Annotated in this window: 23 protein-coding genes, 1 other RNA gene and 1 riboswitch; of the genes, 6 read left to right on the forward strand and 18 right to left on the reverse strand. The window is 45.9% G+C overall.

Going from position 1 to position 25,558, the window contains the following annotated elements:
* Positions 1-7 precede the first annotated feature (7 nt).
* The 8 genes from P8X24_RS00470 to P8X24_RS00505 all read right to left on the reverse strand — a co-directional run bounded on the left by P8X24_RS00470 (position 8) and on the right by P8X24_RS00505 (position 10,632).
* Positions 8-2,068: a proton-conducting transporter transmembrane domain-containing protein gene (locus tag P8X24_RS00470; RefSeq protein WP_372913581.1), complete on the reverse strand. Its 2,061-nt coding sequence runs from the start codon at positions 2,066-2,068 to the stop codon at positions 8-10.
* A gap of 3 nt (positions 2,069-2,071) precedes the next feature.
* Entirely contained in the window at positions 2,072-3,286 is a 1,215-nt protein-coding gene (locus P8X24_RS00475) for a complex I subunit 5 family protein (protein ID WP_068324067.1), read from the reverse strand.
* Positions 3,287-3,289: 3 nt separating this feature from the next.
* Positions 3,290-4,732 (reverse strand): hydrogenase 4 subunit D, encoded by a 1,443-nt coding sequence (locus P8X24_RS00480; RefSeq protein WP_372913582.1) that lies wholly within the window; start codon positions 4,730-4,732, stop codon positions 3,290-3,292.
* Between the two features lie 6 nt (positions 4,733-4,738).
* Positions 4,739-5,239: a 4Fe-4S dicluster domain-containing protein gene (locus tag P8X24_RS00485; RefSeq protein ID WP_068324062.1), complete on the reverse strand. Its 501-nt coding sequence runs from the start codon at positions 5,237-5,239 to the stop codon at positions 4,739-4,741.
* A gap of 5 nt (positions 5,240-5,244) precedes the next feature.
* Positions 5,245-7,377 carry a formate dehydrogenase subunit alpha gene (fdhF, locus tag P8X24_RS00490; RefSeq protein WP_068324060.1) on the reverse strand — a complete coding sequence of 711 codons (2,133 nt, stop codon included), beginning with the start codon at positions 7,375-7,377 and terminating at the stop codon, positions 5,245-5,247.
* A 566-nt stretch (positions 7,378-7,943) separates the two neighbouring features.
* Positions 7,944-8,774, reverse strand: coding sequence for a Coenzyme F420 hydrogenase/dehydrogenase, beta subunit C-terminal domain (locus tag P8X24_RS00495; protein ID WP_372913583.1), 831 nt, complete (start codon positions 8,772-8,774; stop codon positions 7,944-7,946).
* Positions 8,771-9,451, reverse strand: coding sequence for a 4Fe-4S binding protein (locus P8X24_RS00500; RefSeq protein WP_068324055.1), 681 nt, complete (start codon positions 9,449-9,451; stop codon positions 8,771-8,773). Before P8X24_RS00500 ends, P8X24_RS00495 begins: the two co-directional genes overlap by 4 nt.
* 5 nt (positions 9,452-9,456) lie before the next feature.
* On the reverse strand, positions 9,457-10,632 hold the full coding sequence (locus tag P8X24_RS00505; RefSeq protein WP_068324052.1) for a nickel-dependent hydrogenase large subunit: 1,176 nt from the start codon (positions 10,630-10,632) through the stop codon (positions 9,457-9,459).
* A gap of 243 nt (positions 10,633-10,875) precedes the next feature.
* Between P8X24_RS00505 and trxB the strand changes: the two genes are divergently transcribed.
* Positions 10,876-11,868, forward strand: a complete 993-nt coding sequence (gene trxB / locus P8X24_RS00510) for a thioredoxin-disulfide reductase (RefSeq protein ID WP_372913584.1) — start codon at positions 10,876-10,878, stop codon at positions 11,866-11,868.
* Positions 11,869-11,963: 95 nt separating this feature from the next.
* Positions 11,964-13,328 carry an acetyl ornithine aminotransferase family protein gene (locus P8X24_RS00515; protein WP_372913585.1) on the forward strand — a complete coding sequence of 455 codons (1,365 nt, stop codon included), beginning with the start codon at positions 11,964-11,966 and terminating at the stop codon, positions 13,326-13,328.
* Here P8X24_RS00515 and P8X24_RS00520 read toward each other — a convergent pair.
* Entirely contained in the window at positions 13,325-14,011 is a 687-nt protein-coding gene (locus P8X24_RS00520) for a phosphoglycolate phosphatase (RefSeq protein WP_372842328.1), read from the reverse strand. The genes P8X24_RS00515 and P8X24_RS00520 overlap by 4 nt on opposite strands.
* A 116-nt stretch (positions 14,012-14,127) precedes the next feature.
* Positions 14,128-14,208: riboswitch (Fluoride riboswitch) on the forward strand.
* Between the two features lie 21 nt (positions 14,209-14,229).
* Here P8X24_RS00520 and P8X24_RS00525 point away from each other — a divergent pair.
* The 4 genes from P8X24_RS00525 to trm5b are packed head-to-tail and all read left to right on the forward strand — an operon-like array spanning position 14,230 to position 16,758.
* Entirely contained in the window at positions 14,230-15,084 is an 855-nt protein-coding gene (locus P8X24_RS00525) for a prenyltransferase/squalene oxidase repeat-containing protein (protein ID WP_372913586.1), read from the forward strand.
* Complete coding sequence (locus tag P8X24_RS00530) at positions 15,084-15,395, forward strand: hypothetical protein (protein ID WP_372913587.1); 312 nt, start codon at positions 15,084-15,086, stop codon at positions 15,393-15,395. Before P8X24_RS00525 ends, P8X24_RS00530 begins: the two co-directional genes overlap by 1 nt.
* A 42-nt stretch (positions 15,396-15,437) precedes the next feature.
* Positions 15,438-15,788: a hypothetical protein gene (locus tag P8X24_RS00535; protein ID WP_372913588.1), complete on the forward strand. Its 351-nt coding sequence runs from the start codon at positions 15,438-15,440 to the stop codon at positions 15,786-15,788.
* Complete coding sequence (gene trm5b / locus P8X24_RS00540) at positions 15,757-16,758, forward strand: tRNA (guanine(37)-N1)-methyltransferase Trm5b (RefSeq protein ID WP_372913589.1); 1,002 nt, start codon at positions 15,757-15,759, stop codon at positions 16,756-16,758. Before P8X24_RS00535 ends, trm5b begins: the two co-directional genes overlap by 32 nt.
* Here trm5b and fen read toward each other — a convergent pair.
* From fen to pyrH, 9 genes are all read right to left on the reverse strand, one after another.
* The gene (gene fen, locus P8X24_RS00545; RefSeq protein ID WP_372913590.1) at positions 16,745-17,770 is read right to left on the reverse strand and encodes a flap endonuclease-1; all 1,026 of its coding nucleotides are present in this window, start codon (positions 17,768-17,770) and stop codon (positions 16,745-16,747) included. The genes trm5b and fen overlap by 14 nt on opposite strands.
* Before the next feature lie 6 nt (positions 17,771-17,776).
* Positions 17,777-17,835: C/D box small nucleolar RNA (locus tag P8X24_RS00550), an RNA gene on the reverse strand.
* Positions 17,836-17,864: 29 nt separating this feature from the next.
* On the reverse strand, positions 17,865-18,245 hold the full coding sequence (locus P8X24_RS00555; RefSeq protein ID WP_372913591.1) for a phosphate-starvation-inducible PsiE family protein: 381 nt from the start codon (positions 18,243-18,245) through the stop codon (positions 17,865-17,867).
* Between the two features lie 25 nt (positions 18,246-18,270).
* Complete coding sequence (locus P8X24_RS00560; protein WP_372913592.1) at positions 18,271-19,251, reverse strand: ABC transporter ATP-binding protein; 981 nt, start codon at positions 19,249-19,251, stop codon at positions 18,271-18,273.
* 10 nt (positions 19,252-19,261) lie between these two features.
* Positions 19,262-20,242, reverse strand: coding sequence for an ABC transporter ATP-binding protein (locus P8X24_RS00565; protein WP_372913593.1), 981 nt, complete (start codon positions 20,240-20,242; stop codon positions 19,262-19,264).
* Positions 20,235-21,389, reverse strand: a complete 1,155-nt coding sequence (locus P8X24_RS00570; protein ID WP_372913594.1) for an ABC transporter permease — start codon at positions 21,387-21,389, stop codon at positions 20,235-20,237. The genes P8X24_RS00565 and P8X24_RS00570 overlap by 8 nt, the downstream gene beginning before the upstream one ends.
* Positions 21,390-21,402: 13 nt before the next feature.
* Positions 21,403-22,401 carry an ABC transporter permease gene (locus P8X24_RS00575; RefSeq protein WP_372913595.1) on the reverse strand — a complete coding sequence of 333 codons (999 nt, stop codon included), beginning with the start codon at positions 22,399-22,401 and terminating at the stop codon, positions 21,403-21,405.
* 106 nt (positions 22,402-22,507) lie between these two features.
* Positions 22,508-24,646 carry an ABC transporter substrate-binding protein gene (locus P8X24_RS00580; protein ID WP_372913596.1) on the reverse strand — a complete coding sequence of 713 codons (2,139 nt, stop codon included), beginning with the start codon at positions 24,644-24,646 and terminating at the stop codon, positions 22,508-22,510.
* A 229-nt stretch (positions 24,647-24,875) separates the two neighbouring features.
* Entirely contained in the window at positions 24,876-25,553 is a 678-nt protein-coding gene (gene pyrH, locus P8X24_RS00585) for a UMP kinase (protein ID WP_372913597.1), read from the reverse strand.
* Positions 25,554-25,558 lie beyond the last annotated feature (5 nt).

Here is a 25,558-nt window from a genome sequence, read left to right on the forward strand (position 1 = left end):
CACCACCTCACAGGAGTGTCAAGACTAAAATTATTGCCAAAGTCACAAAGGCCAGCGTTAAGCCCGCGTTGACCTTCCTGCTTTCCTCGTCGAGCACAAGGCCAAGCCCGCACAGTATCTTGACGAAGGGTGCGAAGATGAACTCATCGAGGTAGAGTTCGCTGGCAGAGCGTAGATATAGTAGACCGGCGTTGGTTAGAGCCTTTGATATCGTACCAGATATTTCGTGGAGCTTCGTGCAGAGCCAGAGGTAAGCGTGACTCGTACTATCTGTTATCTTTCTGCCGAGCTTGCTTAGTTCATTCCCCCAACGATAGAGGAAGTGTATGTATTCCTCGAAGGCCTCGTAGTAGTTGCCAGCTTTCATCTTGTAGGCGTCTATTGGAACGGGTTCTCCGAGTGTCCAGGGCTTGTAGATTCTCTTGCGAATCGGGAATGCCACATAGAGCACAGTAAAAGCCACGCCGAAGACTATCACGAAGAGGAGCGGTTTGAAGAGCGTCTCCCCTCCAGCAGGCATTCCAGGAACCTTTATCATGATGAATGAGGGCGTTATGGTGAGCCACCCCGAGAGATCAGAACAACTAAGGATCTTTCCGGGCGAGACTAGCAGTGGAACTACAGTGGAGGGTATCAGGCCGAAGAGAAGGCACAACAGTGCCAAGAGACCCTTAGCAATAAGCATCTCAATTGGAACCTCTTTGGCCTCCTTGGTCAGCTCGTTGGGCTCACCTCCGAAGGCTGTCGTATAGAACTTGAGGAAAGATGCAAGGGTCACAGAGCTTATGAAGAGGGCAAAGATGCCAAAGATGACGATGACGATGTTTCTTGAAAGGAAGGTAGCTTGATATATCATCCACTTGCTCATAAAACCGTTGAAGGGAGGAACTCCAGCTATCGACATTGCCGCCACGAAAGTGAAGACCGCAGTGACTGGCATGAGCTTTGCAAGTCCGGCGAGCTTGTTGAGATCCTTACTTCTCGTCCTGTAGAGGATGGAACCGGCCGAGAGGAAGAGCAAACCCTTAAAGATTGCATGATTAAGGAGGTGATAAAGCCCAGCGGCCAAAGCTATCGCTCCGAAGGCTGCCCACTCGCCGCCCTTGGCGAGGAAGAGGATTCCGGTGCCTACTCCGAGCCAGATGTAACCCATCTGACCAACGCTATGATAGGCGAGAAGCCTCTTGGCATCGGTCTGCTTGAGGGCATAGAGCGTTCCAACGGTTAAGGTTATTGCACCTATGGCCCCAACAATGTAGCCAAAAATCTCTGTCGGCTTCATGACGAAGCATGTGAGCCTGACTAGGCCGTAGACGGCAACTTTAATCATGGCACCGCTCATCAATGCTGAAACGTTGCTTGGGGCTATCGGATGGGCATCCGGTAGCCAGAAGTGAATCGGAACAACGCCGGCCTTGCTGCCAAAGCCTATGAGAAACAAGAGGTAGTAGATTGCCCCAAGATGGAGCTTGGACAGGTTCGCGAAGTCCAAGCCCTCCACTGAACCTGTCTTGGCGTAGAGCAAGGCCAGGGCCAAGAGAAGAGGCAGTGTGCTAGTAATGTGCATGGTGACGAAGTACTTCCAGCCGGCCTTCCTGACGTGATCCTCGTTGTGCTCCCATATCATAAGCAGGTAAGAGGCTAGGGTCATCACTTCCCAGAAGAACACGAACCAGAGCAAGTTGGCCACCGTTACTATGAGTATCATTGAAAGCATGAAGGTCGAGTAGAGAATTATGTAGACCCATCCTCTTCCGAGCTTCTTGTAGGACTCCATGTAGCGCGGGGAGTAAAGTGAGGTAGCTAGCCCAAGGATGCCGAGAACCATGCAGAGTATCAAAGAGAGCCCATCAATGTGGAAGGAAATTCCGACCAGGGTTAAGTCGATGGCCCCTCCCCTTACCGCGGTGGGTAAGGCCTCGATTACGAAGGCCAACAGTGCCAGTGAAGCCAACGCCGTGAAGCCGTGCCCAACGCGAATTGACTTCTCATAGTTGTTCCTGAGGGGTAGGACTGCAAGCATCGAAGCCATATAAAGGCCTAACGTGAGAGTGAAAAACTCCATCATCCCTCACCACCTTACCCATAAATACTCGCAGACGAACTGGCTCACCATCGAGAGGAGCAGGAGCATTGCCACCGCTATCACTATGCTTCCCGCGAGCTTCCTCTTAGGTTCCGGCCTACCGTCGCTGATTATGTACGTGTGAATCACCCTGAGGAACAGAACAAACGCCACCACCCACTCAATGGCGGCGAAGTAAGCTAGACCCGGACTAACTGCCAAGAGGATTCTTATGACGTCAAGCTTGCTCAGGAAAAGGTTAAAGGGTGGAACACCCTCTAGGGCAAATATTGAGGTCATCAGTAGTCCAGCGGTGAGCTGGTCGGAGTTCATTATTCCTCTGACTTCATCAAGATTCCTCGTTCCAAAGACATAGAGAAGAGCTCCCGTCGAGATGAAGGCTGCTGCCTTAGCCAGACCGTGGGAAACAACATAGTAACCAATGCTCTTTTCAACGCCAGTAACTCCAAGTAGACCAGCTAAGATCAGCAGGTACATCCAACCCATGTTATCTATTGTTGACCAGGCAAAGAGCCTCTTGACGTCATCTTGGATAGAATAGCTGAGCATCGCAGTGAGCATGCTAAGAACCGCCATAGCTCCGAGCGTATAGATTATCCACTCTGAGGTGCTCCAGCCAACGCTTTTAAGCACCCTTATTGTTCCATATAGGGCAAGTTCGACCATTGCACCGCTTAACAATGCCGAGACTGGACTGGGTGCTGCTGGATGGGCATCCGGTAGCCAGAAGTGGAACGGGAAGAGACCCGCCTTGGCCGCGAATCCAAGGAGAAACAGAGCAACGATAATATTCCCGTGAGCAGTTATAGATCCAAAGTTGAAGGTGCCATGGGAGGCATAGTATATTGCGATAGCTAGCATCAGTGGCGAGGTATCAAGGAGATGCATTGTTGCAAAGTACTTCCACCCGGCCTTCTTGGCACTCTCCTCAGGCCAGTCATAGATTATGAGGAAATAGGATGCAAGCGTCATTATCTCCCAGAGAAAGAGAAAGCTGAGCCAGTCGTGGACGAGAGGTATGAGAAGCATTGAGACGATGAAGATTAGCAGGGTTGGATAGTAAGGGATCTTCGGCCTGAAGGTGTAAATCTCTAGGTATCTCACCGATGCGAGTATTGCTGCCAAGCCGAGTATCGCAACGTTGAAGACAAATAGGACAGCCGTCCTGTCGAGTGAGAGTGTGAGAGTGAACTCGAACATTCCTCACCACCTCACCTTGATGACGAGTGGATAGGCTATGTACGGAGCTATTATCGCGAGTACGAGTAAGATAATCATCACCGCCTTCATCAGAGGCGTTATCTCGACCTTCACATCACCTTCGCTGAAAACCATGCCGTGTATCCTCTTCAGGGACACCATGAGGAATACGGCTGAGTCTATGAGTAGCAGGATAAACATGGCAATAACGAGGGCACTCTCACTCATCGCTTGAGCATTGCTGAGTATGCCAAGCTTACCGAAGAAGACACCAAAGGGTGGGACTCCTGCCAAGCCGAGTAGCGCGAAGGTCCAGCTGTAGCCGACTGTCGGAGCTTTGATTAGGCCTCTTATTTTGTTCATATCGAGCGTTCCGAGGGCGTAGCTGAAGGTTCCGGCCGTTAGAAATGCCAGGCCTTTGATGTAGGCGTGGTTGAATAGCTGGAAGATGGAGGCCTGCAGTCCGCCTTGTAATCCGAGGACAGCTGTCGCGAGGGCTACATACATTAGGCCCGACTCGGCTATGGTCGAGTATGCGAGGAGTCTTTTTGCATCCCTCTGGAGCGGATACATGAGGATGCAGATTATCTGGGTGGCTATTATCAGGGCAGCCATGACGTAAAAGCCCTCCCTGGGGATTGGGTGCATAAACTGGATGAACCTCGCGAGGAGGAAGACGCCCATCTCAACCATCGCCGCCCCATGGAGAAAAGCGCTTGCTGGTGTTGGAGCTTCCATAGCATCTGGAAGCCATGAGTATAGTGGGAATTGAGCGCTCTTCGTGAAGGCCGCTATCATCACCGTTATGAAAACGATAAGCTTGAGGTGGTCGTCAAGGCCCGAGTACGCGAACAGGCTGAGGTCATGAAGCCTAGTCAGGCCGATTCCAACTGCCGTGTATAGGCCTATCATCGCTCCAAAGTTAGTAACTATCAGCGCCTTGTAAGCGGCCCTCTTGGCCTTGTTCGTCCTGTAATAGCTAACCACACCCCAACAGGCAAGACTCATGAGCTCAAAGAATATCAGAAGCTGAAGAACGGAAGAGGAGTAAATGAAGGCCAACGTTGCACCTATGAAGAGAACCATCCAAGCGTAAAAGCGGCCTTTACCCTCGTAAACTGGATGTTCCTTGTTGTCTGGGCTCATGTAGTCCTTAGCATAGAGCATGAAGAGCAGACCTGCCGTTATGACGACCAAACCTACGCACACGCTCATCGGATCTATTAAAAGGCCATAGACCTCGCCAAAGCTCGCGGAGCTCACAAAAACCTTATGGATGGATGGCATTCCCGCAGAATAGAATTCATAAGCACCCACAAGATTCAAGATGGTTGCTAAGATGACCGTGATGAGCATGAAATAGTCTGCCCTCTTACCGTCGAGTGTAAACAGTAAAAGACCTCCAATCAGTGGAATTAAAAAGGAAAGAAGGAAAAGTTCCTCCATAATTATTCACACTCCAGTCAGCTTGATGCGTTCCGCAGTCTTTGCTAGCCTGATGGCTTTCTCTGTGAATTTCTTCCTTCTCTCTCTCATTATTTCGTTGAAGTCACCGTAGAGAAGAGCATCCGTTGGACAAGTCTCAACACAGGCAGGCAACTTCCCTTCAGCCCTTCTGTGGGCACAGAGGTCACATTTCATCATGATCTTATTAATGAGGTCAAGTTCCGGTATTCCGAAGGGACAGACTATACCGCACATGAGACAGCCGATACACTTCTGCGGTGCCAGCAGAACCGCACCATCCTCGTCGCGATAGAGCGCATTTGTCGGACAGACCTCAACACACGGTGCCTTCTCACAGTGGCGGCAGTTGAGCGCCATAGCAGCCATTTCCTGCCACTCGAATACGTTGATGAAGGACCTTCCGTTATGCTCCCTTTCACAGGCGACCTCACAGGCGCGGCACTCAATGCACTTTGAAAAGTCGATAAAGATGGTCTTCCTAGCCATTCAAATCACCCCTTCACGACCTCAAACTCGGGTATAATCTTTGGAACTGCCTTCATCAGCTCCCTCGCTTCCTCTTCGCTTATCTTCGCTATTCTGCAGGCACAGGCCTTGGTCTCCGGTATCTTTGAGACCGGATCGAGGACATCGTTGGTGAGGACGTTTGCTCCCCAGTGCCACGGAACGGCTATTACCCCCTTCTTAACCGTCCTTGTGACCTTGGCCCTGACCGGGTAAACGCCCCTCCTCGTCTCTATCTTTATCCAGTCACCGGTCTTTATGCCGAACTTTTTGGCATCCTCCGGGTGTATCTCGGCTAAAGGCTCCGGCCAGCGCTTGACGAGAGCCCTGCTCCTTCCTGTCATCGTGAGCGTATGGTATTGACCGACGTACCTTACCGTGGTAAGCAGGAACGGGTACTCCTCGTCTGGCATTTCGGCTGGCCCTCTGTAGTCAACCGCCGCGAGGTGGGCCTTCCCATCTGGAGTCAGGAACCTATCTTTGTAGAGAACCCTCGTTCCAGGGTGATCCTCACTTGGGCACGGCCAGTGAATTCCCGCTAAGTTGGCCTTAAGCCTCTCAGGTGTTATGCCCCTGTACTGGGGTGTGCATGCATTGATTTCCCTGAGGATATCCTCCGGTCCAGCGTACTCGAATCCCTTCGCTCCATTTCCGGAGAAGCCAATGGCCCTTCCGATCTCACTTATAATCCACCAATCTGGCCTCGCTTCTCCAGGTGGCTTTGCCGCCTGGAAGCTCCACTGTACGCGTCTCTCAGTATTGGTTAGTGAACCTTCATTCTCGAGCATTGCAGCTGCGGGCAGAACTATATCGGCAAATTCCATAGTTGGAGTCGGAACTATGTCCTGGACAACCATAAACTCAAGCTTTTCAAGGGCCTTTAGAACATGGTTCATGTTGGCGTCGCTTATGGCTGGGTTCTCACCCATGACGTAATAGGCCTTCACCTTACCCTTCTCTATAGCGTGGGTCGCCTCGATGACTGTTAGGCCCACCTCACCACTCAGCTCAACGCCCCAGAATTCCTCGAAGAACTTCCTCTTCTCAGGGTCGGTAACTGCCTGGTAACCCGGGAAGACGTTTGGAAGGACTCCGAGGTCGCACGCTCCTTGAACATTATTCTGGCCACGCATGGGTGAAACTCCACATCCTTCCCTTCCCTGGTAACCACATATGGCTGAAAGTGTAGCAGCAAGTCTGACATTATCATGCCCGTGGGTGTGCTGAGTCAGACCCATCGCCCATGTTATAACGCCTTTTCCTGCAGTTGCGAAAGTTCTCGCGGCCTCAACTATAAGTTCCGCAGGGACACCTGTCACTTCCTCAACGAACTCTGGTGTAAACTTCTCGACAACTGCAACAACATCCTCAAAGCCCACGCATCTCTCCTGGACAAACTTCTCATCATAGAGCTTTTCCTTAATAATGACGTGGATAAGACCGTTAAGTAGAGCTATATCTGTTCCAGGGTAGTTTTGGAGGAATATATCAGCGAACCAGGCAGTTCTTGTAAAGCGCGGGTCAGCAACTATAATCTTAGCACCCCTCTCCTTAGCCTTAAGGACGTAGCGGAAACCAACTGGATGAGTCTCAGCATAATTGTGCCCGATTATGAAGATAACATCTGCCTCTTCGATATCCTTGTAGGTGTTAGTCATTGCACCGGCGCCAAAAACGGCCTTAAGGCCAGTAACAGTGGATGAGTGGCAGAGCCTTGCACAGTGATCCACATTGTTAGTGCCGAGCATTCTAGCTAGCTTCTGAATGAGATAATTAGGCTCGTTGAAAGTTCTCGCAGAACCAAAGAACATAAGCTGATTCGGATCATCTTTGGCATACTCCTTGAGTCTCTCAGCTACCTCCCTTATCGCCTCACTCCAGCTGATCTCAACGAACTTACCATGCTCCTTGGCTTTGAGCGGCTTTTTGAGCCTATCCTTGGCTAGGAGGTATTCGATGACGGCATTACCCTTGGGACAGAGCTTACCGAGCTCGTTCGCAATGCCGGGAATATCCTTGGCATATTCTATGCCCACGGGATACCCATCAACACTCCTAATGTAAAGTCTGCACCCCACACCACAGTAGGGGCAGACTACAGGGACGAGTTTTTCACTCATTCATCACACCCCCACATTGATGGACTATTTTGATCACTGTAGTTCTTAAATGATCCCCTGCATGTTTTTGTCCCTCACGAGTAGTTTCCTGCTCTCGCTTAAAACTCTTTTTTATCCGCCTAGTTTTTAACAAAAGGTTATAATCATCTAGCATGGCTCAAATAGAGTCATCAGAGAGTTTATTAACTCAATTTGTATACTGCGCCTTCTTAAGGTAAACAAAAATAATTTATGGCACAGAATCACCTAAAAAGCACTCCTTTATTAGGTTTAGAATGGTGAGAAACCTGAAGGAGGTCTTACTGCGTCTCACATTGTGACTAGACCTCATCTCGCTTAGGTGGCTAATGACTTCATTAATAGAGACACATCTACCCAATACCCTCGCTGAAAAACTGTGATGTTATCTTTGGGTTTAGATAAGCTAAAACCAAATGATAAATTCTTTCTGACCTTCACACCCTGCAAATATCCCTAGATCTCTCCTAGCATAATACTGTGTTTCTATGGATCCTTCTTTTTTATTTTTCTGACCCCAACCCAACCACCCGAAAAAGTGAACATGATCAAAGCAAGCTCATCATGTTCTTTTGCGCCCTAGCAAGTTTCTCCCTCGCTGCTCTGAGAATATCTCCCATCACATGAGAACCATCACGCACCTCAAGGTACCCCTCTCTCTCTGCCCCCTTAACTAGTTCCTCTCCACGGATGTTACGTGTTATGAGAACAGTCCAGCCTTTCTCCTTTTCTATAAAGCCCGCCGATATGTCGCTCCACATTCCTGTATAATCGGTGCAGACAAGGCAGCCAGTCTGAAGATAAGAGTAGACCTCCTTGAGAGGTAGTTGAAGGAAAGAGTCGTCATGTTGTATCTCGAGGAAGCCTTCCTTGAGAGTAATGTTCTTTATATCCTCTGCCTTTATGTTATATTTTATCCTTAAGTAGTTCAGGAGAGCTTCAAAGGCAAAGGTTCCCGTACAAAATAGGCCTATTATATATCTTATCCTTTCCCCGAAGTCTGTTTCCAGTATTGGGAACTCTCTCATTTGACCGAAGAACTGAGCCTGACAAGGTAGGCAGACAACTGCCACTTTTTTGAGATCTTCTTCTTCAATCTTAGCCTTCACTCTTGCTGCAAAGGGTACTATACTCCACTTGTTGCCAGCAGCCTCAAGGATCTCCTCCCTAGTTCTCGCAACAATAGCCTGTCCTTCAAATCCCCTAACTCTCTTTGCCGTCACAACACCATCTATAAGACCTTTTTCAAGAGCATAGATTAGCATGGCAGTAACTGCACCACCACTCGCAACCTTCCTTTTAAGTATCTCTTCATCCTTTGCCCTTGCGAGGTATACGCCCACTACGCTACCGAGCAAATTATCGGTTATGCCTATCATCTTTTCTCACCCCCCATAGAGAGAAGCTGAGAAGCACGCGGGCATCTTATATAACACGTTCCGCATCGAATACATCTTTCTTGAGCCAATGTAGGTCTCCTGTCGATGAGTTTTATAGCTCCTGTCGGGCAAGAGAGTTCACATGCGCCACATCCGATGCAAAGGCCCGTGAGAACGATGTCATCGAGCAAGTCAAAGCCACTCAACTTCTTTATATTTGCGCTGACTTTGAAGAGTCTCAATCTTGCTTCATTGCCACTCATAAAGAACTTAAAGAAGGACTGAAGCATCTGAGGTGTAGGTGGGCAGCCAGGAATGGAATAATCTACGTTTATCACTGCATTTATGGGCTGAAAGTTCCTATGATCCGGCCTCGGCTCTTGGCCACCACGGCAGAAGCGTAAGATTCCACCGAAGGCTGCACAGGAACCAAAAGCTATCACGACATCTGCCTTCTTCCTGATATCCTTGAGCTTTTCAATTTTACTTGGTTCGTTCATGCAGACTCCACCAGTTATAATAGCAACATCGTAGTCATCAAACTTGAAGCCATTGTCTCTAAGATAAGATATATCTAGGTCAATTAACTCTATGAGCTTAGGATATGCACGGATTATGCTGACGTTGCAACCCTCACATCCTCCAATATCAACATGGAGAACCCTAAGCTTCTCCATCTAAATCACCTCAACCTAACGACGTGAGTTGTACATGGGATACATGGATCGTAAAGGCGTATTACGGCCTCAGCTGCTTTGACGCTCAGCCCCTTGGTCATTTCTTCCATTACTGGTATGTTAAACATCGTCGGAACTATTATCTTCAGAGACATGACCCTACCCTCTTCGCCAAGCTCTACAATATGTATCAATGTTCCCCTCGGTGCCTCATAGACACCAACACCCTTACCAGGTCCAAAAATTATATTCCCAGTTCTAAAGGGCTGATTCATTTTTATTCCTTCTAAAATTTCTTCAAATCTTAAAAGGGCAAGCGTTGTGTCCTCTATCCTGGCCAAATGGAGCCCATAAAGGGAAGAGTCCCTAAAGTTTCTGTAAACTTTCATCCTTGCTCTTGGTCCGGTTTCTACTTTATGTCCCCCGTAGAAGGCCACAAGAGTTGTCGAATCTTTAGAATGCTGGTTCTCCTTTCTAAATTCATAGTATGGTATTGTTTCGATGGTTTTTATATCAATGTTAAATCTATCCCCATAAAAGAGACCGGTTGCAAGGTATTCATTCTCAACCTTCTTTTCTCTCAACTCTTCCGCAACTTCTGTCTGGATATCCTCATCGGTGAGAAGGTGTCTAAGCTCTTCCCACTCATTCATAAGGGCTGGTAAGCAGGCTTTGAGGTTGTTAAAGACGCTCCATTTAGGAACACTTAACATTCCCCCAATGGTCAGGTTTGACGGATGGGTCGCTGCTCCTCCAAGCTTTAAAAGGTAATCACTTATCTTCGCATGGAACTTCATAAGCTTGAAAAGAACTTCGTTCCTCTTCTCTTTAGCGAGGAGGTCACCAGTAACCATAAGGAACTCAAGGATATGGCTTTGAACCCTGTTAATTAGTCCAATGGCTTCCCTCATCAGAAGTCCATTTCTTGGGGGTGTTATACCTATTGCATTCTCAATGGCTTCACTCGCTGCTATGCCGTGAGAGGCATGACAGAGACCACATATCCTCATCACAGCTTCAACAGCGAAGAGAGGATTCTTACCGACGACGAGCTTTTCGAACCCTCTAACAGGGGCCGTTGCAACGAAGAAAGCATCTTGAACAACTCCCCCCTCCTCGTAGAGTACTAACTTAGCTTCACCAGCTATTCGACAGACTTCATTTATGACGGTCTCACTCACTTAATCACCCCCAACGATAAAATTCCCCACACCTATTTCTGTCTTAAAGCTCAATAAATAAAAGCGTTTTTTGAACTGGAGGTTTAGAACAGAATTTTTTGTATGATTATCGAAATTATAAACGCTTTTGTTTATCTATTTAGGTAAGACAACTCTCTATTTTTAATACCCAATTATGTCCCAAAATGCTTTTAAATATTCACCAACTATTGTGTGCGAGCGAGAGAAAGGAGGTGAATCGGGATGTTTAGTTTAGGGGGGTTAACAAAAAGCACCATTGACGAGAGCAGGGTCTGGGATGTGATAATCATAGGAGCCGGACCAGCAGGATATACAGCTGCAATTTACGCCGCTAGATTTGGATTAGAGACTATAATAATAACAAAGGATCTTGGAGGAAACATGGCTATAACCGACCTAATAGAGAATTACCCTGGATTTCCAGAAGGGATAAGCGGCTCAGAGCTCTCAAACAGGATGTACGAGCAGGTTAAGAAGTATGGGGTTGATGTTATATTTGATGAAGTTATTAGGATAGACCCAGCCGAATGCGCCTATTATGAAGGCCCTTGTCACTTCAGTGTTAAGACAGCTAACGGGAAGGAGTACAAGTCTAAGGCAATAATCATCGCGGTTGGGGCTGAGCCCAGGAAATTAAACGTTCCCGGAGAAAAGGAGTTCACGGGAAGGGGAGTTAGCTACTGTGCAACCTGTGATGGGCCGTTATTCGTCGGTAAGGAAGTCATCGTAGTTGGGGGAGGAAACACGGCACTTCAGGAAGCTTTGTACCTCCACAGCATTGGAGTTAAAGTTACTCTAGTTCACAGGAGGGACAAGTTCAGGGCAGATAAGATACTCCAAGAGAGGCTTAAAAAGGCCGGAATACCAACGATTCTCAATACCGTAGTTACAGAGATCAAGGGAACAAACAAAGTGGAAGGCGTTGTTTTGAAGAACGTTAAGACTGGGGAGGTGTTTGAGAAGAAGGTTGATGGGGTCTTTATATTCATCGGCTACGAGCCAAAAACTGACTTCGTTAAACACCTTGGAATTACTGATGAGTATGGATACATAAAGGTCGACATGCACATGAGGACAAAGATCCCGGGCATATTTGCAGCTGGGGATATAACCAACGTATTCAAGCAGATTGCAGTGGCAGTTGGCCAAGGTGCAATTGCCGCAAACTCAGCTAAGGAGTTTATAGAAAGCTGGAACGGAAAGAGTATTGAGTGAACTTTCCTTTTCTCTGAAAATTTTTCGAACAAAAATGATCATTTTCGAGCTTAAAGTTAAAAGTCTGTTCTCCAACCTTTCCTGGGTGAGAATAAATGGAGCTTAGGCCAAATGTTAAGGAGATTCCTGGGCCAAAAGCAAAGAAAGTGATTGAAGAGCACCACAAATACATGGCAACGACGACAAATGACCCGAACGAGTACTTCCTCGTTATCGAGAAGGCTGAAGGAGTCTACTGGATTGATGTTGACGGAAACGTAATCCTAGACTTCTCCTCAGGAATTGGAGTTATGAACGTGGGTCTCAGGAACCCCAAGGTTATAGAGGCCATAAAGAAGCAACTCGATCTAGTTCTCCACGCTGCTGGAACCGACTATTACAATCCCTACCAGGTTGAGCTAGCTAAAAAACTTGTGGAAATAGCTCCAGGAGACGTCGAGAGGAAAGTATTCCTTAGCAACAGTGGAACAGAGGCCGATGAAGCAGCTTTGAAGATAGCGAAGTGGTCCACGAACAGGAAAATGTTCATAGCCTTCATAGGTGCATTCCACGGAAGAACCCATGGAACCATGAGCCTAACTGCCAGCAAGCCCGTCCAGAGGAGCAGAATGTTCCCAACAATGCCTGGAGTAGAGCACGTGCCATATCCGAACCCCTACAGGAATCCATGGCATATCGATGGTTACGAACACCCCGATGAGCTCGTAAACAGGGTTATCGAGTACATTGAGGACTACCTATTCGAGCACTACGTTCCAGCTGAAGAGGTTGCCGGAATATTCTTCGAGCCAATTCAGGGTGAGGGTGGCTACGTAGTCCCACCGAAGAACTTCTTCAAGGAGCTTAAGAAGCTAGCCGACAAGCATGGAATCTTGCTAATTGACGACGAAGTTCAGATGGGCATGGGTAGGACAGGAAAGATGTGGGCAATTGAGCACTTCGATGTCGTTCCAGACATAGTTACCGTTGCAAAGGCCCTTGGTGGTGGAATACCAATAGGAGCAACAATATTCAGGAAGGATCTTGACTTTGGAGTTAGCGGAGTCCACAGTAACACCTTCGGAGGCAACGCCGTTGCGGCTGCTGCAGCACTAGCTGTAATTGAGGAGCTCCAGAACGGATTGATAGAGAACGCCCAGAAGCTCGAGCCACTGTTCAGGGAGAGGCTTGAGGAAATGAAAGAGAAGTACGAGATAATTGGAGATGTCAGGGGACTTGGACTTGCATGGGGTGTCGAGTTCGTCAAGGACAGGAAGACCAAGGAGTACGCTACAAAGGAAAGGAACGAGATAGTGGTTGAAGCACTTAAGAGAGGGCTAGCACTACTTGGCTGTGGAAAGAGCGCAATAAGGCTCATCCCGCCACTGATAATCAGCGAGGAAGAGGCAAAGATAGGCCTCGACATATTCGAAGAGGCAATAAAGGTAGTAAGCGAAAAGCATGGATACAAGATTCACTAAACCAAGGAGAGTACGTGCCTTATCGCCTCTGCTCCTCCCTCTCCATAACTTTTCTTTGTTATGTAGTCAGCCTCTCTCTTTAGGGACTCTGGGGCCTGAGCAACTGCAATTCTATAACCAACAACCTTAAAGGCATCCAGATCATTCTCTCCATCTCCAATATGAGCGACTTCTTTCGGCTTTATCCCCAGGATTTCACAGGCTTTCTCTATTCCAGTTCCCTTGTTTATCCAAGGCTTCTTCACATGGATTGCAAAACCAGAATCAACTGCAACTAAGTTAAGGTTGAGCTCTCGTATAATTCTCCTTACGGTTTCAACATCAATGGTTTCTCTCATTATTACAAGTCCAGCTCTCCTATCGGGCATCGTATAAGTAGTCCTCGCGTTTGGGAACCTCTTCCTTATCTCATTCCACAGAACCCACTCCTCGTCCATTGACGTTAGGAATATCCTCTTCTTTTTGTACGAGATGGCTCCACCATCCTCGGCAACTACGGGACCAGATGTTCCCAATAAGATGCTTGCTGCCTCAGCAAACTGGACGGTGTTCCCCGTTACAAGCATTATTGGAATCCCCTTAGCTTCTGCCTCTCTTATTGCCTTTAATGCTTCTTCATGCACCCTCCTGTCGGGATAAGTTATCGTTCCATCGATATCAATTGAGATAGCTCTAATCTTCATCTAACCCCCTTCACCACTATTAAACTAAGGTTTTTAAATTAACACTGAAGAAATTTAAAATGGTCGGAACCCAGGAGATGAACCGAAACCGGCAACGGGAGTAGGTAATCCTGGCGTTCCGTTGGGGCGATGGCGCCCGCCCGGGGCTTCGAGCCCGAACCGCCTCCCGTCGGGAGGCTGATGGCGCCTGTTCTGAAAGCTTTACGGGAGGCGAGAGTATGGGCTCGAAGCTAGGGGAGTTTATTAACTTAGAAAAGGTGCTCGAATATGTTGAGAGGAGAAGGCACGATGACGGAGGGTACTGCTTCGTATCCCAACTAGCCGATACAAACATAAATGACACGTACTATGCCGTAAAGATCTACACCCTATTAGGAATAGAAGTTCCAAAGAAGGAGAAGACAATAGAGTTCCTCTATAACTCAGCTCAAATGCAGACAGCAACCGTTGGAGTTGCAATGGCCATCGAGGCCCTAGCAATCCTAGGGGCCAAGGATTTAGCCAGGGAAAAACTGGAACTGCTGTTTAAAAAGTACAATCCAGTAAAAGGAAAATTCGCGGTTGGATTAGGAGGAAGCGAAGAGTTTGGAACGGCAACACCACTTGAAGCAACCTACTGGGCCTCCAGAGCTATGGAATCCGTAGGTTACAGACCATCCCCAGAGATGAAGGAGAGAATGATAGAATTCATAATGCAATACAAAATTAGAGATGGTTTCGGTGTAGAGCGTCCAACGACAACGATGACTTACCAGGCATTATACTCACTTAACTTCCTGGGGCAGAGAATTGATACTGTGCATTTTGAGCTCTGCGAAGTCTGCGGGGACAGGGGAGGTTTCACAGAAGTTCCCAACTCTCTGCCCCCGTACATAGAGCCAACGTTCTACGCATTAAGAGGACTACAGATGCTCGGAAAGAGAGCCACGTGCATAGAAAGGCACATCAAGTTCATAAAGGCTCTGCAAAACCCAAATGGAGGATTCAGGAGAAGTTATGAGCTAGGAATTTCAAACTTCCAGAACACGTACAGGGCACTTGCAAGCTTAGATGTCCTTGTAAGGTGGTTATGATGGAGATTTGGGTATCTGAAGAGGATGTAGAGTTGATAAGAGCCAACAAGGAGAAGATAGAACAAGTTCTTAGGTCAAAAGATAAACTCGGGAGGCTCCTTCTTTCCCTCAAATTTAAATTTCTTAGAGAACGGAGGTCTGCCTTAGAGGATAGGCTAAACAAAGTTTCCGAAGAGTATGAAAGACTCACAAGATTCTATATGCAAGCAGAAAGGGACAAGGTAAAAATGATGGAACTAAGGCTTAAGCTCCACATGGAGAATGAAAAGTTAAGGAGGCAACTAAATGAAAGTCGTATTCAAAGCAGGTAGGTGGAAGAAGGTCTCTATAGACGTTCCGAAAAAATCCTGAAGATGATAGAGGAAAGTGAGTTCAAGCTAATTGAGGTAGTAAAAGCTATATGCAATGGAGAACCTGAAAATAAACTCTCAAATGATAATTTTGGAAAGATAGAAAGATTAGAGAAAGAACTCTTCGAATTAGAAGGTAAATGGTCCTCAATTCGATTCAAAGCCTATCAACTGGCCTTAGATAATAAGAACTTAGCGATTCAACTCTCGGCCATGATAGCCGAAAATGCAAGGCTTAGGAAAATGCTTGGATTAAAGGAAGGAGAGTATCGAGAAGCTAAAGAACTTATAAAGAGGTACCTAGTATTCACTGGGACGAAGAATGGTTCTAGCGGTAAAAGTTCCCAGGACTGAAGGAGAGAAAGTCAGAAAAAAACTACTTGAACGTGGCGTGCTCGATAGGAGGTATAGGATAAAGGTCGAAGAGGATTACATTTTCATTCCTGTAACTTCCAAAGTTGAGGAATTTGAAATTGTTGATATTGAGCTTGAAAAAGCAGAGAGAAAGCCTCACAATTACAGAGAGGTAGTAAAGATACCGGAAAGCCTACGGAAATTCCTCCCAAGCTCCTTTGACATAATAGGAAATATAGCGATAATAGAGATACCCGAGGAGCTTAAAGGGTACGAGAGGGAAATTGGAGAGGCTATAATAAAGGTTCACAAGAACGTTAAGGCAGTATTTATGAAGGGAGGAAGAGTCAAAGGAAAATATAGGGTCAGGGAACTCATTCTCATAGCAGGAGAAAATAGCACTGAAACCCTTCACAGAGAAAATGGGATAAGGCTGAAGCTTGATGTAACTAAAGTTTACTTCTCCCCCCGCTTGGCAACTGAGAGAATGAGAATATTTAACAAGGCAAAGAGTGGAGAAGTTGTTCTTGATATGTTTGCGGGCGTTGGTCCCTACTCAATATTGCTAGCAAAAAAAGTGAAGGTGGTTTTTGCCTGCGATATAAATCCCTGGGCCATAAGATACATGGAGGAGAATATAAGGCTGAACAAGACATGGAACGTCATTCCGATCCTGGGAGATGCCAGAGAAATTGCAGGAAAAGTCAAGGCAGACAGGATAATAATGAACCTACCAAGATCCGCCAAAGACTTCCTGAGAGAGGCATTCACAAGCGCGAAGGACGGGACAGTCATCCACTACTATGGGTTTGGGCCAGAGAAAGACCCCTTCGGTGAGCACATTAATGTCATTAGGAAGATAGCCCAAGAATTTAATGCAGATGTTAAAATATTGGACAAAAGAATAATAAGGAACTACGCCCCCAGGCAGTACAATATAGCTATAGACTTCAAGGTTACCTTTTCATAAACCAGCTCTCAAGTGTTGACTGTCTTCCTGCCTTCACTGCCTTTTTAAGCCTCTCCAATCCATTTTTAACTCTTTCTTCGCTAAAATCATGCTCATCGCACAAGAACTTTAGGATTCCCTCTTCATCAGGTTCCTTCCACTGCAACTTATACTCATCAGTCACCGGGGGATTGAGGAAGAACTCCTTGATGGCATATAGGTCAACCTCACTTTGCTTCTGAAACCTGGCCAAGGGGTCCTTTGAATGCCTAACTATCTCCAATGCCTTCTTTGGCCCTATTCCCTTTATTCCTCCAGGGTTGTAATCCGTCCCAACGAGAATAGCCAGCTCAATGAGTTTCTCCCTTGTAAGCTTCAGTGAGGAGAGAACTTCATCAAGCACAACAAGCTCAGGCTTAACTTCCACGTAAACATTTCTCCCAGGGAGCTTCCTCTTTCCAGTTATTGTCAGGTTCCTGACCAGCCTGGGGGTTCCAAATAGAAGTGAGTCATAATCTTGACTCGCTGAAGCATAAACCCGACTCTTAGATGCCATATAAGCTGCTTGGGCTTCACCCTCACTTGGAGCCTGAACAACAGGAATGCCCATCAGCTCAAGTAACTTTTTTGCATCCTCAATCAACATTTCGTTAACTTTAGTGGCCCTCTGAGCGTACTTTCTCGCCTCCTCTATATCACCCCTCGCAAGGGCTTCCCTCCACTTAACTTCTGCCTCTTCTCTTGCCTCCTTCCTCTTCTCAAGCTCCTTCTTTTTAAACTCTGGAGGTTTTCCGTCAAAAACATAAGCTGGCTTAATGCCCGCCTCCATAAGGTTTATAGTCCTGTAGAAGAGACCGCTGAGGTGGGAAGTTATCCTGCCTTTGGAATCCATGAGGGGAGTACCGTCCCTCTGCCTTATCGTTGAGAGGAATTGATAAATCGCGTTGAGGGCATCAATGGCAACTTTCCTGCCGTATAGACTCTCGAGCTCTATCTCCTTCTTAGGAATTAACTCACCAATAGGAACGCCCATAATATCACCTCAGCCTACCGGTGTGCTCATCACCCCCTCAGATGAGGGGAAGGTTCATCATCTAATCTTACCTTAAATTCGGGGGATTATTAAGTTAATCATCATTCGAGCTGTTCTTCGTTAAGTTAACATATATCCACCCAAGCACAAATATCACAGCCGAAAAACCAAAAAGGACTTTGAAGTCGTACATTTTTCCTACCATGATCTTCCTCACTATTGCCACTATCCCCAATTCAGCGATTCTCTTCATGCTTACGTGATGCTCCTTCAAGTAAAGGGAGAGAAGCTCGTACATTTCAAGCAAAATCAAGACAAGTAGGAAATTCTCCAGCGCCAATTCAAGGTTTCCAGATAGGAAGGGAAGTAGCGTTTTATATAATGCCACGCCAATGAACCCTATTATGATTATCTCCAGCAGGCCAACAATGACGTCGAACACCGAAGTTAACACTGAAATAATCTCCCCACGCATTGTAAAAAAGTTAAAAAAAGAGTATTTAAGCCTTAGCGTAGAGCCAGCAGGCAACGTAATGATCCTTTTCAACTTCAACCATTGGAGGCTCTTCTTTGTCACATAGCCCTGCCTTGGCGTAGGGACATCTTGGGTGGAACCTGCAACCCTTCGGTGGATTTATTGGACTTGGGGGCTCTCCAGTAACCTTCATCCTTTTCTTTTTCATTTCCCTAGCAATATCTGGATCTGGTATCGGTATAGCCGAGAAGAGCATCTGAGTGTACGGGTGTAGTGGGTTTTCAAAGATCTTATCTGCAGGACCCACCTCAACAAGCTTGCCCAGGTACATGACTCCCATCTTGTCGCTCATGTACTTTACGACACCTAGGTCGTGGCTAATGAATAGATATGTGAAGCCATGTTTTTCCTGAAGTTCTTTCAATGTGTTTAAGATGTTAGCTTGAACTGAAACATCTAGAGCTGAGGTAGGCTCGTCCAAAACTATGAACTCAGGTTTTAGTGCCAGTAATCTAGCCAAGGCTATTCTCTGTCTTTGACCACCAGAGAATTCGTGGGGGTAACGATAGAGGTGCATCTCATTTAGCCCAACGCTCTCTAGTAGCTTTATCACGAATTCCTCGGGATCATCAACCTGGATTCCATGGAATCTAACGGGCTCCATAATTATTTGGAATACAGTCTGTCTAGGGTCAAGGGAGGAATAAGGGTCCTGAAACATTATCTGGGCTTTTCTTCTAAACCACTTCAACTCTTCTCCCTTTAGTTTCGTAACATCCTTGCCCATAAAGATTATTTTGCCACTAGTCGGTTCTATTAGTCTGAGAATTGTTCTTCCGGTAGTTGTTTTACCACAGCCACTTTCTCCAACTAAACCGAAAGTCTCACCCTTCTGTATCTCAAAGCTTATCCCATCTACAGCCTTAACCCATCCAACTGTCCTAAGGAGCCCTCTTACTGGGAAGTATTTCTTTAGATTCTCAACCTTAAGTACTGGCTCTCCCATTTATATCACCTCAGTAAAGATGACAGGCAACAAAGTGACCGGGCTCAATTTCCTTCATCTCAGGTACTTTCTGTTTGCATATCTCCATAGTCCTAGGACATCTTGGATGGAACCTACATCCCGAAGGTGGCGTAATTAGATTGGGAACTGTTCCAGGTATAGCCTCCAACTTCTCTATCTTTGTCATTGGATTAGGTACCGCCTTTAGCAGACCCTGGGTGTAGGGATGTAGGGGATTCCTGAATATCTGATCAACACTTCCAATTTCAACGATTTTTCCTGCGTACATAACAGCCACTCTATCAGCGGTCTCCGCAACAACTCCAAGATTGTGGGTAATTAAAATAATTGTCGCCTTATATTCCTTCTTCATCTTCTCCAATAATTCGAGAATCTGAGCCTGAACGGTAACATCTAAGGCCGTTGTTGGCTCGTCAGCTATTAGTATCCTCGGATTATTTGAAACTCCAATTCCAATGACGACTCTCTGCTTCATTCCTCCTGAGAGCTCGTGAGGATAGTTATTTACTCTCCTCTCTGGATCAGGTATCAAAACAGATTTGAGAATTTGAACGGCCTTTTGAATGCCCTCCTTTATATTCTTAATCTTTCCATGTACCTCCATGGCTTCAGCTATCTGATAACCAACGGTATAGAGTGGGTCTAAAGAGGAGTGGGGATCCTGAAAGATATATGCTATTTCATTTCCTCTGATTTCCCTTATCTCCTCTTCACTCAGCTTTAATAGGTCGACAACACTTCCATCTTCTCTGTAATACAAAACTTGACCCTCAACAATCCTTCCTGGGCTCTCAATTAGTTGGGTGAGGGCTCTAGATGTAACACTCTTTCCACACCCAGTTTCACCTACTAAGGCAAATGTTTCACCTTTGTATACATCAAATGAAACCTTCTCTATCGCTTTTACAATTCCAGCATAAGTATAAAAGTGGACGGTAAGATTTCTAACTTGGAGGATAGGTTCAGGCACCCTCCTCACCCTCCTTTTGCTTCTTAACTTTGAATTCTATACTCCTTCTCGTCCTTGGATCGAGGACATCTCTCAGACCGTCACCAAGTAGGTTCCATCCCAAGGCGGTTAGCAGAACTACTAGCCCCGGATAAAAGACAAGCCACCAGCATCTTGGGAAGTATTGGGCACCATCGTACACTATTCTGCCCCAATCTGCTATTGGAGGTGTGGCACCGAGGCCAAGAAAGCTTAATCCAGCCTCCATAAGAACAACGTTACCAAAGTCAAGCGTTATGTACACCAGGATTGGGCCAATAATATTTGGCAAAATATGCCTGAAGAGTATAGTCCTTGTGGGCAAACCTACAGCCCTTGCCGCCTCAATATACAACTTTTCCCTTTCAGTTAAAGTTGATCCTCTTGTAATTCTGGCGTATCCGGGCCACCATACTATGATCATTGCAACTATAACCGCAAGGAGTCTACCTAAGTTTCCTGCCTCCCTGGTATCTAAAGCAAATATCGCAAGCACAAGTTTCTCTAGGAGAGGGTGACTGGCAATTAAAGCTTGAAGCCTATCTGGGAGTACTGCAGAAAATGCTATTGCAAGTATCAAGGCCGGGAATGAAAGGAACATGTCAGTTATACGCATTATAAGCTCATCAACTTTCCCACCGTAATATCCAGCCACCAAGCCCAGGATTATCCCTAAGGGGACTCCCAGGGCTATGACTATTATTGAAATTACAAAGCTCGTTCTGGCACCTTGTAGAATAAGGCTGAGGAGGTCTCTGCCATAGTGATCCGACCCTAGAGGATAGGATATCACAGTATTGTTGTAGTACTCCAGGGTCGCTTTACTTCCCGGAGGAACTAGATAGACTTGACTGTAGTTGGATGTATAGAGTGTTGGAAAGAAATTGTACTTCCAGGGAGCGAGGTATGGACCGAAAATACCAAGGAATATAAACAGGATCACGAGGAATAACCCTATTAGAGCCGGTGGTGACCTATTAAGCGCATAAAGCATTAACCTCCATTCTTCAACCCTTGATTTGTTCTTTTCCATCCAACCCCTTTTAAATAGGCTTATGAATTTACCTAGACCAATCACAAATTTATCAGCAAGCTTGTCTAGTATGCTCTTCTTATATTCCTCTTGCATTTTAACTCACCTCTCAGTATCTAACCCTAGGATCTATGACTGCATACAGTATATCAACAACCAAGTTAGTTATGACATATATCAGGGCGTAAATGAATGTCACTGCAACTACCACAGGGAAGTCGAGGTTCTGTATTGCCTGGACAGCATAGCTACCCATACCGGGAAGTCCGAAAACTGTCTCCGTAATTGGAGTACCTCCAAGCAGTCCTCCAAACTGTAGCCCAAGAACCGTTACTATTGGGACGAGAGCGTTCTTAAGGGTGTGCTTGTATATCCTCATTTTTGGCGCTCCCTTCGCCTTCAGGAACTGAACGAAGTCAGAGCTCAAAGCCTCAAGGAAGCTGTTTCTCACGAACCTTGCAGTGACTCCCATACCAAGGAAACCCAAAGTGAACCCAGGAAGCCAGAACCTAGATAAGTGTTGCTTAAAAAGATCGAACTGGCCCCTTAACAGGGCATCTATCATTGGTACATAGGTAATTGGCTTGGGTATTGGAGGAACCCCTGCTATTGTGGTGATCCTGTACTTCACGAAGAAGATGTATATCACTAGGTAGCCAAGCCAAAATGCTGGAGTCGAAACTCCCAGCAGTGCAAATATTCTCACAGCAGTATCTATCCAGCTGTTTCTCTTTAAGGCCGAGATTATTCCAAGGGGTATCCCTATTAACAGCATGAAAATAAACGCTATTATTGCAAGTTGTAACGTTACTGGAAATCTCCGTCCAACATCACTCATGACGGGATTTGATGTCCTAGGATCAATTATTGTATTCGTCAAAAGCCCCTTCATTAGGAATATATATTGATCATACCAAGGCTTATCTAAGTGATATTGCTTCCTTATAAGCTCCATAGCCTCCTTTGTAGCCTTTTCTCCGCCAGCCCAAGCTTTTACTGGATCCGCTGGGATTTTATACGCAATCAGAAATACTATCAAGGTAACTCCAATTATTGTTGGTATAAATGTTAACATCCTCCTTATTAGGAACTTTTTCAAATTCGCCATTTTTGTCCCTCCATGAACATTGTTACATTTAAATCCGCGTCTAAGAATATGAATATCCAAATAAAAATAATTTGGTCATTAAAAGTGATAAAAGGAAAAGAAAATGTCAGCCGGAAATCTGGATGTTTACTTCCTTGAACTTAGTAGCACCGTAGAGGAATGGGCCAACCCAGTTGTCAGAGTCTAGGTAGTCTGGAACCCAACCGACAACGTAGACGTCGAAATCACCCTTCTCTGTCTTCCCTAGGTAGACTGGCCACTCATAGCTCTCAACAGTGACCTGGAAGCCAAGCTGACTCCAGATGTTCTGGATTAGTGTCATAACTTTCTCACGCTGTGCGTTACCTGCGTTGTAAATTAGCTTGATCTTGTACTTGGCTGGATCAATGCCTGCTTCTTGCAACATCTGCTTAGCCTTGGCTATATTGTAAGTGTACTTGATTATTCCGTATTCAGTGTAACCTGGCCATGGCTTGGGTATTGGTCCCCAGTTCCTCTCAAGGAGATTGTTGTAAACTACCTTAGCGATCTGGTCATATGGTATTGCAAATGCTAATGCTTGCCTAACCTTCACGTTGTTGAATGGCTCTCTCTGGGTGTTATAGACTATGAACGTTAGAATTGGTTGGAGTAACTCAGTTTGTACGATAATCTTGAAGTTACCCTTGGTAACTCCCTTTACATCTTCGATCTTATCGGTTGGTATTGCAGCGACATCGGCCGTTCCAGTTGTTAATAGTTGTACTCTTGCCACAGCATCGTTGTTGATTATGTAGATAACTCTCTTGTGGCCTGGGTTATCGGTTGCATTCCAGTAGTATGAGTTGTACTCAAGGATTATGTAGCTGTTCTCCTGATAGTCCTTGACGTAGAATGGCCCAGTGCCAACGGGTTTCTTGTGCATGAGCTGGTGAGTTGCATCATTTGCACCCTTCTGAACATACTCAGCCCAAGCATCTGGGTTCTTTCCATAGTTGCTCTTCTTGAGAGCCTCTTCATACTTGTCTCCAAGGAGGTACTCCATTGGGACTACACTAAGGAATGGGTCTGCAAGGATGTTAAGTACTGCAGCATATGGATGTGGCAGAACGAGCTTGAATACTCCAGCAGTTGGGCCATTGTAACCAAAGAACTCAAGGAGCTCCTTGAGTGACTTCACTTCAGCCGTCTTACCCTTATACTCAGCAATGAGTGGGTGCTCCTTCAGATACTTATCGAACTCTTCCTCAGTTAAGGCCTGAGATGCTGAAACGTTCATGAACTCCGTGACCATCCAACTAACAGAGTGTCCAAGTCTTGCAACACGCCAGAATGTGAAGACTACATCAGTGGCATCAATTGGATATGTCTTATCATTCCATGGATCATAAGCCTTGACACCTCCCCTGATAACAAAGTACCACTCCGTGCCCTCCTTGTTGTGAGCCCAAGCGACTGCAAGATCTGGTGTAACCTCTTCAGTTTCTTCTTTCCAGTAAGTAACTAGGGTGTCACCGATTTCATGCCAGATTTCCCATCCAAATGTTTCGTAAGTCCATGCTGGGTCAAAGCTCTCTGGCCATCCGATAGTTGCTATAACGTATGTCTCTGGATCGTTCTTGTAAGTTCCAATTCCAGTATCAACAACTGGAGCATTTTTGTCTTCCCAGAGAAGGTCATACCTCTCTGGAAGGGTTGGGTGATAGTACCTCCCCTTAACCCAGCTCCAGTAGACACGTAGCTGCCTGTTCTGTCCGAGGATTACCTCTGGAACATAATAGTTACCCAGGATATAGAGAGCCTTGAACAACTCAGTTCTTATCTCCGGGTTGGTTTCCCTTCTTGCAGCTATAACTAGGGCATCAACATTTGTGTCCCTAAAGAATGCTGGGTTTATTGCACCGAATCCCTGTCCCTCTTCCATTAACTTCTTTACTGGAATAGTGTTCTTCTCATCAACAACGTATGTGACCCTAATAACCTTCTTCCCACTTGGTATTGAAACTGAGGGCTCAGTTCCCTTAGGGCCAACCACAATTATTGAAGTCCCAGTATCGACGACCGTAACCTTACCAAGCTCTAGAATAGCATCGGTAACTTTTCCTGCCTGGGTTTGTGTTGGGGTTTGTGTGGGGGATTGAGTTTGAGTTGGTGATTGAGTCTGAGTTGGGCTCTGAGTTGTAGTTCCTCCTCCTATACAACCGCTTGCAAATGTTCCAAACACGAGGATTCCAACTAATAGAACAGTCAACAAAGCCCTATTCATATCTGCATCACCCCAATAGCTTCACAAATGAATGTAAGAATTCATCAAGCTAATAAACTTTTCGTTCATGCTAGGGCAGTTTGGTAAATTACAGAAAGATATTATGAAAAATTGTAACAAATTAAACGTTAGGTCAAAACAAAATGTAACATAATTGTGTCCATAATACTTAACATTCCCAAATTATAGAAAGAATTTTATGACCAAGGTTATACGCCACTCTCCGTGATTAAGGCTCTATTATAGTCCCCCTATGATCTCCCTTTACTACATCAAACATCCTAAGTGCGTCTTCCTTTCCTATCACGTACGTCCTAATGCCACTCCTAAGAATCACCTTAGCCGCAAGGGGATCAATGACAGTACTCATGCCAGCTTTTTCGACACTCTCACTTACAAGTTTTACAAGTTCTTCTGCCTTCATTTTGGGTATTTTTATAGCATTTGGGTTCTTTTTGGGATCATCCGTATATACTCCGTCAACATTGGTAACCACAATTAGCAGATCTGCTCCCAAAAACTCCGCAAGAAGAGCTGACACGGCATCAGTTGTGTGTCCCGGATGAGTACCCCCCATAACTGGAATCTTCTTGAGCTGAATAGCCCTCCAAGCCTCCCAAAAATCCTCAACTACTTGAGGATATGCCCTTTCTCTCAAGGCAGCGATTAAAAGCATTGCATTTGCCCTAGTTATTTGTATTCCTATATAGTCCTTGAATGTCTCACTTGCATTAAACTCTGTGGCGACCTTTATGTATTCTCTGGCTGTTTTCCCGCCACCAACAACAATAGCCACTTCATGATCCTCACTAACTTTTATTAGCTCGTAAGATAATTTTTTTATAAATGAAACGTCTATATTATCAGGTATTAAAACAGAACCTCCAATGTCAAACACTATTCTCATACAAT

This window comes from Pyrococcus kukulkanii (assembly GCF_041647995.1).
Classification (GTDB): domain Archaea; phylum Methanobacteriota_B; class Thermococci; order Thermococcales; family Thermococcaceae; genus Pyrococcus.

Excerpts from the sequence above, each read along its gene's own strand:
- P8X24_RS00470 (WP_372913581.1), bottom strand. The coding sequence starts at position 2,068 with ATGATGGAGTTTTTCACTCTCACGTTAGGCCTTTATATGGCTTCGATG.
- P8X24_RS00475 (WP_068324067.1), bottom strand. The coding sequence starts at position 3,286 with ATGTTCGAGTTCACTCTCACACTCTCACTCGACAGGACGGCTGTCCTA.
- P8X24_RS00480 (WP_372913582.1), bottom strand. The coding sequence starts at position 4,732 with ATGGAGGAACTTTTCCTTCTTTCCTTTTTAATTCCACTGATTGGAGGT.
- P8X24_RS00485 (WP_068324062.1), bottom strand. The coding sequence starts at position 5,239 with ATGGCTAGGAAGACCATCTTTATCGACTTTTCAAAGTGCATTGAGTGC.
- fdhF (WP_068324060.1), bottom strand. The coding sequence starts at position 7,377 with ATGAGTGAAAAACTCGTCCCTGTAGTCTGCCCCTACTGTGGTGTGGGG.
- P8X24_RS00495 (WP_372913583.1), bottom strand. The coding sequence starts at position 8,774 with ATGATAGGCATAACCGATAATTTGCTCGGTAGCGTAGTGGGCGTATAC.
- P8X24_RS00500 (WP_068324055.1), bottom strand. The coding sequence starts at position 9,451 with ATGGAGAAGCTTAGGGTTCTCCATGTTGATATTGGAGGATGTGAGGGT.
- trxB (WP_372913584.1), top strand. The coding sequence starts at position 10,876 with ATGTTTAGTTTAGGGGGGTTAACAAAAAGCACCATTGACGAGAGCAGG.
- P8X24_RS00515 (WP_372913585.1), top strand. The coding sequence starts at position 11,964 with ATGGAGCTTAGGCCAAATGTTAAGGAGATTCCTGGGCCAAAAGCAAAG.
- P8X24_RS00520 (WP_372842328.1), bottom strand. The coding sequence starts at position 14,011 with ATGAAGATTAGAGCTATCTCAATTGATATCGATGGAACGATAACTTAT.
- P8X24_RS00525 (WP_372913586.1), top strand. The coding sequence starts at position 14,230 with ATGGGCTCGAAGCTAGGGGAGTTTATTAACTTAGAAAAGGTGCTCGAA.
- P8X24_RS00530 (WP_372913587.1), top strand. The coding sequence starts at position 15,084 with ATGGAGATTTGGGTATCTGAAGAGGATGTAGAGTTGATAAGAGCCAAC.
- P8X24_RS00535 (WP_372913588.1), top strand. The coding sequence starts at position 15,438 with ATGATAGAGGAAAGTGAGTTCAAGCTAATTGAGGTAGTAAAAGCTATA.
- trm5b (WP_372913589.1), top strand. The coding sequence starts at position 15,757 with ATGGTTCTAGCGGTAAAAGTTCCCAGGACTGAAGGAGAGAAAGTCAGA.
- fen (WP_372913590.1), bottom strand. The coding sequence starts at position 17,770 with ATGGGCGTTCCTATTGGTGAGTTAATTCCTAAGAAGGAGATAGAGCTC.
- P8X24_RS00555 (WP_372913591.1), bottom strand. The coding sequence starts at position 18,245 with ATGCGTGGGGAGATTATTTCAGTGTTAACTTCGGTGTTCGACGTCATT.
- P8X24_RS00560 (WP_372913592.1), bottom strand. The coding sequence starts at position 19,251 with ATGGGAGAGCCAGTACTTAAGGTTGAGAATCTAAAGAAATACTTCCCA.
- P8X24_RS00570 (WP_372913594.1), bottom strand. The coding sequence starts at position 21,389 with ATGCAAGAGGAATATAAGAAGAGCATACTAGACAAGCTTGCTGATAAA.
- P8X24_RS00575 (WP_372913595.1), bottom strand. The coding sequence starts at position 22,401 with ATGGCGAATTTGAAAAAGTTCCTAATAAGGAGGATGTTAACATTTATA.
- P8X24_RS00580 (WP_372913596.1), bottom strand. The coding sequence starts at position 24,646 with ATGAATAGGGCTTTGTTGACTGTTCTATTAGTTGGAATCCTCGTGTTT.
- pyrH (WP_372913597.1), bottom strand. The coding sequence starts at position 25,553 with ATGAGAATAGTGTTTGACATTGGAGGTTCTGTTTTAATACCTGATAAT.